This is a genomic window from Mycobacterium sp. (genome assembly GCF_004298145.1).
Lineage (GTDB): Bacteria > Actinomycetota > Actinomycetes > Mycobacteriales > Mycobacteriaceae > Mycobacterium.
In genome coordinates this window covers 25,350-38,154 of record NZ_SCRH01000017.1, presented here as the reverse complement: position 1 = coordinate 38,154, position 12,805 = coordinate 25,350, and the positions used below count along the sequence as shown (strand labels likewise).

At 68.1% G+C, this 12,805-nt stretch carries 12 protein-coding genes; 4 read left to right on the top strand and 8 right to left on the bottom strand.

Going from position 1 to position 12,805, the window contains the following annotated elements:
* Positions 1-57: 57 nt before the first annotated feature.
* Positions 58-870, top strand: a complete 813-nt coding sequence (locus EPN51_RS07145; RefSeq protein WP_293039214.1) for an enoyl-CoA hydratase — start codon at positions 58-60, stop codon at positions 868-870.
* Between the two features lie 16 nt (positions 871-886).
* On the opposite strand, the gene EPN51_RS07140 is transcribed toward EPN51_RS07145, so the two are convergent.
* Both EPN51_RS07140 and EPN51_RS07135 read right to left on the bottom strand, forming a co-directional pair.
* Positions 887-1,609, bottom strand: a complete 723-nt coding sequence (locus EPN51_RS07140; protein WP_293039211.1) for a type II CAAX endopeptidase family protein — start codon at positions 1,607-1,609, stop codon at positions 887-889.
* On the bottom strand, positions 1,606-2,754 hold the full coding sequence (locus EPN51_RS07135; protein WP_293039208.1) for an NAD(P)H-binding protein: 1,149 nt from the start codon (positions 2,752-2,754) through the stop codon (positions 1,606-1,608). Before EPN51_RS07135 ends, EPN51_RS07140 begins: the two co-directional genes overlap by 4 nt.
* A 147-nt stretch (positions 2,755-2,901) precedes the next feature.
* Here EPN51_RS07135 and EPN51_RS07130 point away from each other — a divergent pair, with 147 nt between their 5' ends.
* The 3 genes from EPN51_RS07130 (at position 2,902) to EPN51_RS07120 (ending at position 5,595) form a co-directional block, all read left to right on the top strand.
* Complete coding sequence (locus tag EPN51_RS07130; RefSeq protein ID WP_293039205.1) at positions 2,902-3,975, top strand: type III polyketide synthase; 1,074 nt, start codon at positions 2,902-2,904, stop codon at positions 3,973-3,975.
* A gap of 20 nt (positions 3,976-3,995) precedes the next feature.
* Positions 3,996-4,496 (top strand): isoprenylcysteine carboxyl methyltransferase family protein, encoded by a 501-nt coding sequence (locus EPN51_RS07125; RefSeq protein WP_293039202.1) that lies wholly within the window; start codon positions 3,996-3,998, stop codon positions 4,494-4,496.
* An 85-nt stretch (positions 4,497-4,581) separates the two neighbouring features.
* Complete coding sequence (locus EPN51_RS07120) at positions 4,582-5,595, top strand: NAD(P)/FAD-dependent oxidoreductase (protein ID WP_293039199.1); 1,014 nt, start codon at positions 4,582-4,584, stop codon at positions 5,593-5,595.
* A 21-nt stretch (positions 5,596-5,616) separates the two neighbouring features.
* On the opposite strand, the gene EPN51_RS07115 is transcribed toward EPN51_RS07120, so the two are convergent.
* The 6 genes from EPN51_RS07115 to EPN51_RS07090 form a co-directional block, all read right to left on the bottom strand.
* The gene (locus EPN51_RS07115) at positions 5,617-6,420 is read right to left on the bottom strand and encodes a crotonase/enoyl-CoA hydratase family protein (protein ID WP_293039196.1); all 804 of its coding nucleotides are present in this window, start codon (positions 6,418-6,420) and stop codon (positions 5,617-5,619) included.
* The gene (locus EPN51_RS07110) at positions 6,417-7,565 is read right to left on the bottom strand and encodes a thiolase family protein (protein ID WP_293039193.1); all 1,149 of its coding nucleotides are present in this window, start codon (positions 7,563-7,565) and stop codon (positions 6,417-6,419) included. Before EPN51_RS07110 ends, EPN51_RS07115 begins: the two co-directional genes overlap by 4 nt.
* Before the next feature lie 278 nt (positions 7,566-7,843).
* Positions 7,844-9,328 carry an aldehyde dehydrogenase family protein gene (locus EPN51_RS07105; protein ID WP_293039189.1) on the bottom strand — a complete coding sequence of 495 codons (1,485 nt, stop codon included), beginning with the start codon at positions 9,326-9,328 and terminating at the stop codon, positions 7,844-7,846.
* Between the two features lie 91 nt (positions 9,329-9,419).
* On the bottom strand, positions 9,420-10,634 hold the full coding sequence (locus tag EPN51_RS07100; RefSeq protein ID WP_293039186.1) for a cytochrome P450: 1,215 nt from the start codon (positions 10,632-10,634) through the stop codon (positions 9,420-9,422).
* 9 nt (positions 10,635-10,643) lie between these two features.
* The gene (locus EPN51_RS07095; protein ID WP_293039183.1) at positions 10,644-11,660 is read right to left on the bottom strand and encodes an SDR family oxidoreductase; all 1,017 of its coding nucleotides are present in this window, start codon (positions 11,658-11,660) and stop codon (positions 10,644-10,646) included.
* Entirely contained in the window at positions 11,653-12,801 is a 1,149-nt protein-coding gene (locus EPN51_RS07090) for a spirocyclase AveC family protein (RefSeq protein WP_293039180.1), read from the bottom strand. Before EPN51_RS07090 ends, EPN51_RS07095 begins: the two co-directional genes overlap by 8 nt.
* Positions 12,802-12,805 lie beyond the last annotated feature (4 nt).

The following is a 12,805-nucleotide window of genomic DNA, read 5'->3' as shown; positions in this document are numbered from 1 at the left end:
CGACATCTTCGCAGCCGTGCCCGTGGCCCGCGCACCCCGGTCACTTATGGTGAGCCCATGCCTTCATCCGCGATCGCCACCCTTACACCAGTCGCAGGCCTCGACGTCACGCTGTCCGGCGGCGTGTTCTCGGTGACCATCAACCGGCCCGACAGCCTGAACTCGCTGACCATTCCGGTGATCACCGGGATCGCCGACGCGATGGAATACGCGGCCACCGACCCCGAGATCAAGGTGGTGCGGCTCGGCGGCGCCGGACGCGGCTTCAGCTCCGGCGCGGGGATCAGCGCCGACGACGTGTCCGACGGCGGCGGGGTCCCACCGGACGAGATCATCCTCGAGATCAACCGGCTGGTGCGCGCGATCGCCGCGCTGCCCCACCCGGTGGTCGCGGTCGTTCAGGGTCCGGCGGCCGGGGTCGGCGTTTCCATCGCCCTGGCCTGCGACGTCGTATTGGCCTCGGAGAGCGCGTTTTTCATGCTCGCTTTCACCAAGATCGGGTTGATGCCCGACGGCGGCGCGTCGGCGTTGATCGCGGCCGCGATCGGCCGTATCCGCGCCATGCGGATGGCGCTGCTTCCCGACCGGTTGCCGGCCGCCGAGGCGCTGTCCTGGGGGCTGGTCACCGCGGTCTATCCGGCCGACGACTTCGAGGCCGAGGTGGACAAGGTGATCGCACGGTTGTTGGGTGGCCCGGCCGTGGCCTTCGGCAAGACCAAGCTGGCGATCAACGCGGCCACGCTCACCGAATTGGATCCGGCCCTGCAGCGTGAATTCGACGGACAGTCGGTGCTGCTGAAGTCCAACGACTTCGTCGAGGGCGCAACGGCCTTCCAGCAACGCCGCACCCCGGACTTCACCGATCGCTGAATGTCGTTGCGCTGACTCAGACGCCGAACATCGGCGGCAGCACCAGCACCATGATCAGACCCCAGCCGACGTGGGTCAGCACCGGCGCCAGCACGCCGCCGCTGGCCCGGCGCTCCAGCGCGCACACCGTCCCTAGGATGAGCGCGGCGAAACCCAGCATGGGGTTGCCGCTGGCCATGGTGGCGAGGGTGTACAGCAGGGTCGAGATCAGTACCGGGTGGTACCTGCCCAGCGCGGTGTAGAGCGCGCCGCGAAAGAACAGCTCTTCGGCGGCGCCGTTGATCACGGTGATCAACACGACGAGCAGAAACGACCCTTGGTGGGCGAACAGCAGCACCCGGGTGATCAAGTCGGAGACGGCCGGGATCTGCCGGGCGATCAGCCCGCCCACGATGAACGCGCCACCGACCAGCAGGCCGACGGTCACCCCCGTGATGACCGGCCGTTGGTTACGGCCTCGCCAGCAGAGCCCACCCAGGTGCAGCGGACCGGAGACCAGCGCGCCGGCGGTCCACACGGCCGCAAGCGCCAGGGTCAGCCAGTAGAAGCTGGCCTCCCCCGGATGGCGCCGCAGCGAATACCCCAGCACCGCGGCGCCGACCACCAGCGTGATCGCGACGATGATCCGCCGGCGCCGCACGACGGACGGCGGTTCATTCTGTGGCACAGCAACATTGGTGACCGCGCGACGCAACTCGGCGAAGACGCTGGTGTGGTAGGGGGTTGTTGACTGGCTCATGCGGGACGCACCTTCGGGGTCAGGGCGATCAGGATGTCGAGGCCGGTGCGAAGCGCTCCGGCAACCGGACCGGGGACCCTGTTCACCAGTCCCAGGGTCGGCCGCACGATGGAGGGTGTGACGCGCTGCGCGAGTTGTCTTAGGCGCCGCGCGTCTCCCCCGGCCCAGGCGGCATCGGTGTTCGCGAGGTGGTGCGGATCGGCCAGGGCGTTGACCGGGCGGGGCCGCTGATTCGACCGGTCGCCCAGGGCCAGGGCGATGGCGTTATCGATGTCGAGCAATCCCCCGGGCGGATCGGGCACCCGGTCGCGCAGGTCGCTGATCGATGCCACCATCGGATGGTCCAGCGACTCGACCAGATCGCCGGCCAGGCCCGGCGGTACCGGCAGCGCGACGCCGGTGATCAGCGAGGCCAGCCCGGTGCCGACCCTGCCCACCGACAGGCCGGCGTGCCATCGACCGGAGATATGGGCATACGTCTTGAGCAGCCGCCGGTAGGAAGTGGTGTCGGGGCCGGAGATGTCGTACGCGCCCGCGGGCACCAGGTCCCGATCGGCCGCGGCGACGAGATAGTGCAGGACGTCGCGGATGGAGATCGGGTCGATCGGGTTGTCCATCCAGCTCGGTATCGGGATGAGCGGGAAGCGATCTCCCACGTAACGCATCATCTCGAACGACGTCGAGCCGGCGCCGATGATCATCGCCGCGCCCAGCCACACCAGCTCCGGGCCGTCGGGGACGGTGAGCGCCTCGGCCACCTCGGCCCGGCTGGTCAAGTGCTCGGATAGCGCCTCGCCGGCGGGCACGAAGCCGCCCAGGTAGACGATGCGCCGCACCCCGGCGTCCCGGGCCGCGGCCGCGAGGTTCGCGGCCGCGGCATTGTCGGCGTCGCGGAAACCGGGCTGACCGATGGCGTGCACCAGGTAATACACCACGTCAATGGGGTCTGAGCCGGCGAAGGCGGAGCGCAGCGACTCCGGGTCAGACGCGTCGAGGGTGACCGGCGTGATGTCGTCGAACCACCCGAAACGCTTGAGAAGCGGTGGATTTCGAGTTGCGGCCACGACCTGATGCCGGTTTTCCAGCAGCGCCGTGACCAGTCGTGATCCCACATAGCCGGTGGCACCGGTGACCAGAACCCGCATACCCCCGACCCTAACCCGACGGTCCGGCCGATGGCCCGCGACGCGTACGTAACGCCGCCGCGTTTGAGGCCCGATTTTCGCCGTGGCGTACGAGCGCGACGCAAACACGCATTTGAACCGATGCGGCGACGACACCGTCACCGGTGCATGGAGAAGATCAACGGGAACATCGCGGTGACAAATCCGTCCATTGCCGGCGTGGCGGTGAAGTTCCCGCCCAACCGCTATACGCAGCACGAAGCCATCGGCGCGCTGACCGACATCGCCGGTCCCGATTTTCGCCGTTTCGCGCTCAGCAGCGGCGTCGAGTCCCGCAATATCGCATTGCGGCTGCCCCGCTACCGCGAGCTGAGCGGATTCACCGAGGCCAACGCCGCCTATCTCGACGTCGCGCTCGACCTGGGCGAGCAGGCGCTGGTGGCGGCCCTCGACGAGGCCAGGGTCAAGCCGTCGGAGCTCGACATCGTGTTTTCGACGACGGTCACAGGGCTCGCCGTTCCGACCCTGGAGGCGCGCTTGGCGAAGCGGGTCGGGCTGCGGCCGGACGTCAAACGCGTCCCGCTGTTCGGGCTGGGCTGTGTGGCGGGTGCGGCCGGAGTGGCGCGCATGCACGACTACCTGCGCGCCTTCCCCGACCACACCGCGGCACTGCTCGCGGTCGAACTGTGCTCGCTGACCATCCAGCGCCAAGACACTTCCGTCGCCAACCTGGTCGCCACCAGCCTTTTTGGCGACGGCGCGGCCGCGGTGATCACCGAAGGCGCCCAGCGGGCCGGCCGGGAACACACCGGCCCCCGGGTGCTGGCCACCCGTAGCCGGATCTATCCCGACACCGAAGAAGTCATGGGCTGGAAGATCGGTGGCGACGGATTCCGGATCGTGCTGTCGGCCGACGTCGCCATCATCGCCGAGAAATATTTGGGCGACGATGTCCGCGAATTCCTCGCCGACCACGGTCTGAGTCCGTGCGACGTGAGCACCTGGGTCTGCCACCCGGGCGGCCCTCGGGTGATCGAGGCCGTCGAGGACGTCTTGGACCTGCCCGCGGACGCGCTCGATCACACGCGAAACTCGTTGCGCGAGAACGGAAACCTGTCGTCGGTCTCGGTGCTCGACGTGCTTGCGGCCAATATGGCCGATCCGCCGTCGCCGGGTTCGATCGGCTTGATGATCGCGATGGGCCCGGCGTTCTGCTCCGAGCTGGTGCTGCTGGCCTGGTAGGGCTGGTAAAGACTGTAGCCATGTATTACCTGCTGGTGCTGGCCGTCGGGCTCGAGCGCGTCGTTGAGCTGGTGGTGTCCACCCGAAACGCGCGATGGTCGTTTACCCAGGGCGCCAAGGAGTTTGGTCGATCGCACTATCCGGTGATGGTGGTCATTCATACCGCGCTGCTGGCCGGCTGCCTCGTCGAACCGTGGGTGCTGCACCGGCCTTTCATTGGATGGCTGGGCTGGCCGATGCTGGCGGTGGTGGCGGCCAGCCAGGGGTTGCGCTGGTGGTGCATCACGACGTTAGGCCGGCGCTGGAATACCCGGGTGATCGTGCTGCCGCGGGCCCCGCTGGTGCGACAGGGTCCCTACCGCTGGTTACACCACCCGAACTATGTTGCAGTGGTGGCTGAGGGGTTGGCGTTGCCGTTGGTGCACACGGCGTGGCTGACCGCGGCCGTTTTCACGCTCGCCAACGCGGCCTTGCTCAGGGTGCGGCTGCGGGTGGAGAACTCCGCGTTGGGCTACACGTGAGCGACCGCGCTGGCGACGATGCAGTGGGGGCACCCCCAGCCGCGAAGCGGCGAGGGCGACGAAGCGATGAGGAGGAGCGGCGCTCATGTCCTACGACGCGGACTTGCTGATCGTCGGCGGCGGTCCGGGCGGGCTTGCGACGGCGTTACACGCTCGCCGGCAAGGACTTTCGGTGATCGTGGCCGAGCCGCGCGAGAGCCCCATCGACAAGGCGTGCGGCGAGGGGCTGATGCCCGGCGGCCTGGCCGAACTGATCGCACTCGGTGTCGACCCGGCCGGCATGCCTTTCCACGGGATCGCCTACGTGAGCGAACAACGGCGCGCCCAGGCGCGGTTTCGGTGCGGGCCGGGTCGCGGCGTGCGTCGCACGACGTTGCATGCGGCGCTGGCCGCGCGAGCCAAAGAGCAAGACACCGACTGGATCCGCACGCGGGTGACCAGCGTCGCGCAGGACGCGCACGGCGTCTCGGCCGCCGGGGTGCGCGCGAAATGGTTGGTGGCCGCCGACGGGCTGCATTCACAGGTCCGGCGGGCCGTCGGCATCGCGGCGGCGGCGGGAACGCCGCGGCGCTACGGCGTGCGTTGGCACTTCCGGGTGCCGGCGTGGACCGATTTCGTCGAGGTGCACTGGTCACGCTGGGGCGAGGCATACGTGACGCCGGTCGAGCCCGATCTGGTGAGCGTCGCGATCCTGTCTCGCGGACGACCCGACCTGGCCTGGTTCCCGCGACTGGCCCACCAGCTGCACGGCACCCGCCCCGGACAACCCCGCGGCTGCGGCCCCTTGCGGCAGGTGGTTTCCCGGCGCGTCGCGGGGCGTGTCCTGCTGGTCGGCGACGCCGCCGGTTACGAGGATGCTCTGACCGGCGAGGGCATCAGCCTTGCCCTCAAGCAAGCCGCCGCGGTGGTGGACGCCATCGTCGACGAGACGCCGTCGTCATACGAGAAGGCGTGGCACCGGATCACCCGCGACTACCGGCTGCTCACCCGCGCGCTGGTGCTGGCGAGCACGAGGCCGGTGGTGCGACGCGCCGTCGTGCCGGCGTGCACGCTGTTTCCGGCGGTGTTCGGCCGCGGGGTGAACATCCTGGCGCGCTGACGCCGATGAGAACGCGCGGCGCTAGCGCGCCTTCCAGACCGGCTCCCGCTTCTCGGCGAACGCCAAAGGCCCTTCCTTGGCGTCCTCGGAGCGGAGCAGGACCCGCATCTCGCGTACGGTGCGTTCCCAGCCCGGCTCGTCGCCGACCACGACCCCGTCGTCGACGCCGTAGGCGACCCGCTTGCTGGCCTGCACCGACAGGGGCGCGTTGACGGTGACCCGCGCGGCCAGCGCCAGCGCGGCGTCCAGCACCGAGCCCTGCGGGGCGACCTCGTTGATCAGCCCCCATTCGCAGGCGGCGGCCGCGGTGAGCGGCTCGCCGGTCAGCAGTAGCCGCATCGCCACCTTGCGGGGCAGCTGCTGCGCGATGCGGAAGACGCCACCGGCGGCGGCGATCAGCCCCCGCTTGACCTCGGGGAGCCCGAACTGAGCCCGCTCGTCGGCCACCACCAGGTCACTGGCCAGCGCCAGCTCGGTGCCGCCGCCCAGGGCGGTTCCGTTCACCGCCGCGATCGTGGGCTTGTCGATGAAGTGATGGACGTATCCGGCGAAGCCCCACTCGGGATGGTCGGGGTGATACAGGTTTTCCCGGCGCGCGATCGCCTTGAGGTCGGCACCGGCGCAGAACGACTTGTCGCCTGCGCCGGTGAGCACCACCGCCCGCACCTCGGGATCGTGTTGCGCCGCTTCCAGCGCATCCCCGACGCCGATGCTGACCGCGGCGTTGACCGCGTTGCGGGCCTCCGGGCGGTTGATGGTTATCACCATCACGTTGCCCCGGCGCTCGGCCAGGGCCCCCCTCTCAAGGGCATCAGCCTCGGTCACAACAGTTCCACGATGGTGGCGTTGGCCTGGCCGCCGCCCTCGCACATGGTCTGCAGGCCGTAGCGAATTCCCTTGTCCCGCATGTGATACAGCAGGGTGGTCATGATCCGGGCGCCGGATCCCCCGAGCGGGTGGCCCAGCGCGATCGCGCCACCGTTGGGGTTGAGCTTCTTCTCGTCGGCGCCGATCTCCTTGAGCCAGGCCAGCGGAACCGGCGCGAACGCCTCGTTGACCTCGTAGGCACCGATGTCGTCGATGGACAGCCCGGATTTCTTGAGCACCTTCTGCGTCGCCGGGATGGGCGCGGTCAGCATGATCACCGGGTCGGCCGCGGCCACCGACGCGGTGTGCACCCTGGCGATCGGCGTGAGCCCGAGCTCCTTGGCCTTCTCGGCCGACATGAACAGGAGCGCCGCCGAACCATCGGAGATCTGCGACGAGTTGCCGGCGTGGATCACGCCGTCCTCCTTGAACGCCGGCTTCAGCGAGGCCATCTTCTCCATCGGCGTACCGCGGCGGATGCCCTCGTCCTTGAGCACCGCATTGCCGTCCTGGTCCTTGATGCCGACGATCTGGTCGTCAAAAGCACCGGAATCCTGTGCGGCCGCGGCCTTTTCGTGCGAAGCCAACGAGAACTCGTCGAGCGCGGTGCGGTCGAACCCCCACTGCTGGGCGATCATCTCCGCGCCGATGCCCTGGTTGGGGATCTGGCCGTCGTAGCGGTCCAGGAAGGCCTTGGAGAACGGCCGGCCACCGTTGGCCAGCGACGCTCCCATCGGCGTCCGCGACATCGACTCGACACCGCCGGCGACGACGACGTCGTAGTGTCCGGCGATCACCCCGGCGGCAGCGAAGTGGATGGACTGCTGGCTCGACCCGCACTGGCGGTCGACGGTCACGCCCGGGACGGTCTCCGGCCAGCCGGCGGTCAGCAGCGCGGTGCGGCCGATGTCGAGGGCCTGTTCCCCGGCCTGCATGACGCAGCCCCAGATGACGTCGTCGACGATGCCCGGGTCGACGCCGACCCTGTTGACCAGTCCGTTGAGCACCTGCGCGGAGAGATCCGCCGGGTGTACCCCGGACAATCCGCCGTTGCGCTTCCCGATCGGTGAACGCACTGCCTCGACGATGACGGCTTCAGCCATGGTCTTGTCTCCTTTGACACGTGGACTTCGAAAAAGAGTTGAGCCTTGCCTCGATTGTCAACCAAGGGGTTGGGAGGGCGAAGCCCGGGGTGCTTCTCGCCCACCAGCCGGAGGCCGACGCGGTCGCCTCCCGGCGGTCACGACGGCCGCATGAGTATCGAGCCGAGGTGACCAAATGCCGCGTCGCATGCGCTATCGCATGTGCCAGCGGATTTCGAGAGCCACGTAATGGTCGCTGACACAGCCGCTTTGGGTGGCGCGCCCAAGGCGCGCCCATCTCAGCCGGCGGGGTATGCGACCGACTTGATCTCGGTGTACTGGTCGAAACCGGCCACGCCGTTCTGGCGTCCCACGCCGCTTTCCTTGTAGCCGCCGAACGGCGTGTCGGCCCCGTACGGGGCACCACCGTTGACGCCCATGAAGCCGGCCTTGATCCGGCGGGTCACCGACAGCGCGCGCTCGAGCGAACCCGCAAACACGTTGCCGGCCAACCCGTACACGCTGTCGTTGGCGATCCGGATCGCGTCCTCCTCGTCGTCGAAGGGGATGACGGAGAGCACCGGACCGAAGATCTCCTCCTGGGCGATGGTCATCTTGTTGTCGACGTCGGTGAAAAGCGTTGGCCGGATGAAGTATCCCTTGTCGAAACCGGTTTCCGCGCCGGGGCCGCCGACCAGCGCGGTGGCGCCCTCTTCCACACCCTTCTTGATGTAGTCCGTCACGCGGTCGAACTGTCGCTGCGAGATCACCGGCCCGCACAGCGTTCCGGGGTCCTGCGGGTCACCGCACGTGACGTTCTCGTAGATGTTCTTCAGGATCTGGACACCCTCGTCGTAGCGGGACCGCGGCAGCAGCAGCCGGGTCGGGTTGGCGCACCCCTGCCCGGCATGCATGCACGGCGCGATGCCGACCATGCAGGCCGTCCCGAAGTCGGCGTCCTCCAGCACGATGGTCGCCGACTTGCCGCCGAGTTCCAGGAAGAGCCGTTTCATCGTCGCGGCGCCCTTCTCCATGATCCGCTTGCCGACCACCGTCGAGCCGGTGAACGAGATCAGGTCGACCTTCGGTGACAGCGTGAGTTCCTCGCCCACGAAGTGATCGGACGCGGTGACGACGTTGACCACACCGGCCGGGATGTCGGTCTTCTCCGCGATCAGCCGGCCGAGCCGGGTCGCGTTGAACGGCGTGTTCGGCGCGGGCTTCAGCACCACCGTGTTACCCGTGCCCAGCGCCTGGCCGAGCTTGTTGATGGTGACCTCGAACGGGAAGTTCCACGGCACGATCGCCCCGACCACGCCCACCGGTTCCCGCCACACCTTGCGGGTGGTCAGCGTGCCGGTCAGGCTGATCACCTTGTCGCCCAGGTCGGTCTCCCACGCGTATTCGTCGATCAACCGGGCGGGGTACTTCAGCCCGTCCTCCAGCGGGGCGTCCAGCTGCGGGCCGAACGTGATGGCCCGGGGCGAGCCGGCCTCGAGGATGAGCTCCTCGCGCAGCTCGTCGATCTCGGACTCGATCGCCTCGTGCAGCTGCAACAGGCAGCGCTTGCGCAACTCCTTGTTGGTCGACCAGTCCGTCTCGTCGAAGGCGCGCCGGGCGGCGTCGATGGCCCGGTGCATGTCCGCCTTCGAGGCGTCGGCGACCTCGCCGAGCGACTCCTCGGTCGCCGGGTTGATGTTCGTGAAGGTGCCGGCCTGCCCGTCGACGAGCTTGCCGTCGATCATCATCTTCGGCTCGAAGCGGACCTTTACAGCCTCAGTCATATCTGTCACTCTCTTCTGGGTCGTTGCGGGGCTACGGAGAGCCTTACCGGAAACTAGCCGATTGGCAAGGTGCAACCGGTCGCGGGGCCGGTTATCGGGGGTCGAACAGCACCGGCACCGACGTCGGCGACCGGAAGACCTGGCCGCGGATATGGGGGTCGTCCCCGTCGGGGTCCAGCCGAAGGTTCGGCAGCCGGTCGAGCAAAAGGTTGATGGCGGTGCGCATCTCGAGGCGCGCCAGGTGCATGCCGAGGCAGACGTGCACGCCATACCCCCAGGCCAGGTTGGCCTTGGGTGTGCGGAAGATGTCGAACGTGTCCGGATCGGGGTAGCGGTCTTCCTGCCGGTTGGCGGCGCCCAGCATCGGCATCACGGTCGAGCCCTCCGGGATCGGCACCCCGCCGAGTTCGGTGTCGCGGGTGGCGACCCGGGTGATGGTCAACAGGGGCGGTTCCCACCGCACGCCCTCCTCGATGGCCTGCGGCAGCAGCGAGCGGTCGGCGCGGATGGCGTCGAGTTGCGCGGGGTCGGACAGCAGTGCCAACAGCAGGTTGCCCAACGCCCGGTAGGTCGTCTCCACCCCGGCGGGCAGCAGCAGACGCAGGAACGAGTAGATCTCCTCGTCCTCGAGCTTCTCGCCGTCGATCTCCGCTTGCGCCAGCCCGCTGATCAGATCGTCCCTGGGCTCGGCGCGGCGGGATGCGAGGATCGGCGCGAAGTAATCGCACAGCGCGGCCGAGGCGGCAAGACCGCGTTCGGGATTCAGGATCCAGCTCAGCAGCGAGATGGACCAGCGCTGAAACTGCGGGTAGTCCTCCTGCGGCAGGCCCAGCAGTCCGGCGATGATCTGGCTGGGATAGTCGAAGGTGAATTCCTTGACCAGATCGGCCTTCCCGTTGGCCGCGAACTTGTCGATCAGGCTGTTGCCCACGCGTCCGACCAGTTCGTCTTCCCATCGCGCCAACGCCTTCTGCGAGAAGGCCTTTGACACCAGCGAGCGCAGCCGGCCGTGCACCGGCTCGTCCATGCCGAGCATGACGCGCTCCCCCAGCACGGGGCCGAACGCGGCGATGACGGCCGCCGAGGAGAACGTCTCGTTGTCGCGCAGCATCTGCTGGGCTTCCTCGTGGCGGTAGACGATGAAGACGGGTTTGGATTCCTCATGCGGCATCCCCGAGATGTCGAGGCGCTGGATGGGTTCCTCGCGGCGTAGCCGGGCCAATTCGGTGTACGGGTCGCGCACGTCGCCCGAGACCGCGTCGTCGAAGGCGCCGAAGTCTTCCAAGTCGTCGAAAAGTTGTTCCATGATTGTCCTCTAATCCCCTTGTTGCGCCGCGTTCTTCGGCGACGAAAACCGCCCCGCCACTGCGGCCAAGCGCTGCAATACCGGCTGCGGAAGAACACGCGCGGCGACCACCATCGCCCGCTGGCCCACTGTCAGTGGCCAGGCCCCCCCGCGCATCGAACCTTGTCTGGGTATGCCCAGCACGACCCGCGAGATGTGGTGCATGCCCGACGCCGGCAGGATCCTGTTGGCCACCAACAGCATCGACGCATCCGGGCCGATGCCGCGGCGGCGGAAGGGCACCCGGTCGTCCAGCGCCTTCAGCAGGCCGTCGGTGAACCGCTCGGGTGGCCGTGCCATTTTCATCGCGAAGCGCCCGCGGCTGTTCATGGTGTTGTGCAGGCGGGCGTAGGGGCCGTTGAAGTTTCGGTCATCGGTGGTGCCGGCGTCGGTGATGATCTCGGTGTCATACATGCCGGCCACCACGACGGTGACCCCGAGACCGAACGGCGCGATCTCGCAGGCCATCGATTCCCCCCACCGCTCCAGCGCCCCCTTGGCCGCCGAGTACGGCGCGGTGGCGGGCTGGCCCCGCACCCCGGCCGCGCTGGACACCAGGACGATCCGCCCCTGACCGGCCGCCCGCATCGACGGCAGCAGAGCCTGGGTGAGCGTGACGGGGCCCAGGACGCTGGTGGCGAGCATTCGCTGCCACAACTCCATATCGGTCTCCTCCACCATTCCGGCGGCGGAGATGCCCGCGTTGTGCACCAGCGCGTACGGTGCGCCCACGGCTTCCTCGATTGCCTTGGCCGCCGTGGCGATCGACGCGGTGTCCGTCAGGTCGAGCTGCACGCCGATCAACCGTTCGTCGTCGGGCTCCGGCAGCCCCTGGTCCCCAATGGCCTGCCGGAGCAGCGGAATCCCCGTGTCGGGTGTCCGCATGGCCGCGACCACTCGCCACCCTTCCCGATACAGACGCATCGCCGAGGCGAATCCCAGTCCGCGGGACGCACCGGTGATGACGACCGTGCGCGGCTCAGCCATTCTTGCTCGGCGCGGTAGTCGCACAGGCACCTTCGCCGGGCGGTGGCGGTTGCACATCAGGCCGGCCATTGGGTTGCCCGCTCATCCAGGTCGACCAGATGCCGACCGAGAATGGACCTCGTGCGCCCGCCTTCTCGTAAAAGCCCTGCGGGTCATACACTTTGGCCTCCGGATAGGGCCACGGGCAGGCGACGGCGGTGGCCGCCTTGGTGGCCTTGATGACGGCGAACCACGCACCGTAGGCGAAATAGGACACGTTGATGATGGCGAACATCACCAGGAACGTGCCGAGCACCGGACGCGTCGGGAAGAGCCTGGCTTTCGCGGACAGCTTCTCGGCCACCGATTTCCCGGTGTCGTCGCGGTAGCACAGGATCGCCGCGGGCACCATCACGAAGGTCACCGAGAACGACTCCCAGATCAGCGGGAACTGGAATGTCGTGCCGGTGAAGAGCGAACCCCAGGGGATCACCTGCGAGTAGATGTACATACCGGTGTGGACGAGCTGGATCTCCAGCCACGCGTCGAAGATGAAGCCGATCACACAGGTCAGCACGCCCAGGCTGACCAGCGGGTGCCGCGAGAAAAAGGCCTGAGGTCCGTACTTCGCCTGGAGCTTGCGCAGGATCCAGATCGCCGGGAAGTAGGGTCCGAAATAGAAAGTCACATAGCCGAATACGACGAAGGGCTCGACGGTCGGCGACAGCGACACCAGCGGCCACGACTCCGGCCAGTGGATGAGGTCGGGGTTGTACACCGCGAACGGGGCCCAGTTCATGATCGGGTCCTGCCACACGATCAGCGTGGTGCACAGGAACATCAGCATCACCGGACTGCCCGGATTGCGGCGCCAGCCCCTGATGAACACCACCAGCAGCACGATCAGCATGATGACGGTGGAGATCTGCAGGAAGGCGATGTAGTCCAACCCGAAGATGAACTTCACCGGGCGGGGCCGGCCCTGCACGTTGGGGTTGGCGACGCGCGGGTCGAGGGCCACCCGGCAGTTCGCGACGAACACCAGCACGAACGCGGCCAGCGCGGCGCCGGCGACCCAACCGCCCCAGCCGCGCTTACCGATTCGCTGCGGGGAGGCCGGTTCCTGCTGCGCGGCAGGCGGTGTGGACTGTTCGGTGGACATCGCG

What these genes read in the sequence shown, in the direction of transcription:
- EPN51_RS07145 (WP_293039214.1), top strand. Translation starts at nt 58, where the DNA reads ATGCCTTCATCCGCGATCGCCACCCTTACACCAGTCGCAGGCCTCGAC.
- EPN51_RS07140 (WP_293039211.1), bottom strand. Translation starts at nt 1,609, where the DNA reads ATGAGCCAGTCAACAACCCCCTACCACACCAGCGTCTTCGCCGAGTTG.
- EPN51_RS07135 (WP_293039208.1), bottom strand. Translation starts at nt 2,754, where the DNA reads ATGCGGGTTCTGGTCACCGGTGCCACCGGCTATGTGGGATCACGACTG.
- EPN51_RS07130 (WP_293039205.1), top strand. Translation starts at nt 2,902, where the DNA reads ATGGAGAAGATCAACGGGAACATCGCGGTGACAAATCCGTCCATTGCC.
- EPN51_RS07125 (WP_293039202.1), top strand. Translation starts at nt 3,996, where the DNA reads ATGTATTACCTGCTGGTGCTGGCCGTCGGGCTCGAGCGCGTCGTTGAG.
- EPN51_RS07120 (WP_293039199.1), top strand. Translation starts at nt 4,582, where the DNA reads ATGTCCTACGACGCGGACTTGCTGATCGTCGGCGGCGGTCCGGGCGGG.
- EPN51_RS07110 (WP_293039193.1), bottom strand. Translation starts at nt 7,565, where the DNA reads ATGGCTGAAGCCGTCATCGTCGAGGCAGTGCGTTCACCGATCGGGAAG.
- EPN51_RS07105 (WP_293039189.1), bottom strand. Translation starts at nt 9,328, where the DNA reads ATGACTGAGGCTGTAAAGGTCCGCTTCGAGCCGAAGATGATGATCGAC.
- EPN51_RS07100 (WP_293039186.1), bottom strand. Translation starts at nt 10,634, where the DNA reads ATGGAACAACTTTTCGACGACTTGGAAGACTTCGGCGCCTTCGACGAC.
- EPN51_RS07095 (WP_293039183.1), bottom strand. Translation starts at nt 11,660, where the DNA reads ATGGCTGAGCCGCGCACGGTCGTCATCACCGGTGCGTCCCGCGGACTG.
- EPN51_RS07090 (WP_293039180.1), bottom strand. Translation starts at nt 12,801, where the DNA reads ATGTCCACCGAACAGTCCACACCGCCTGCCGCGCAGCAGGAACCGGCC.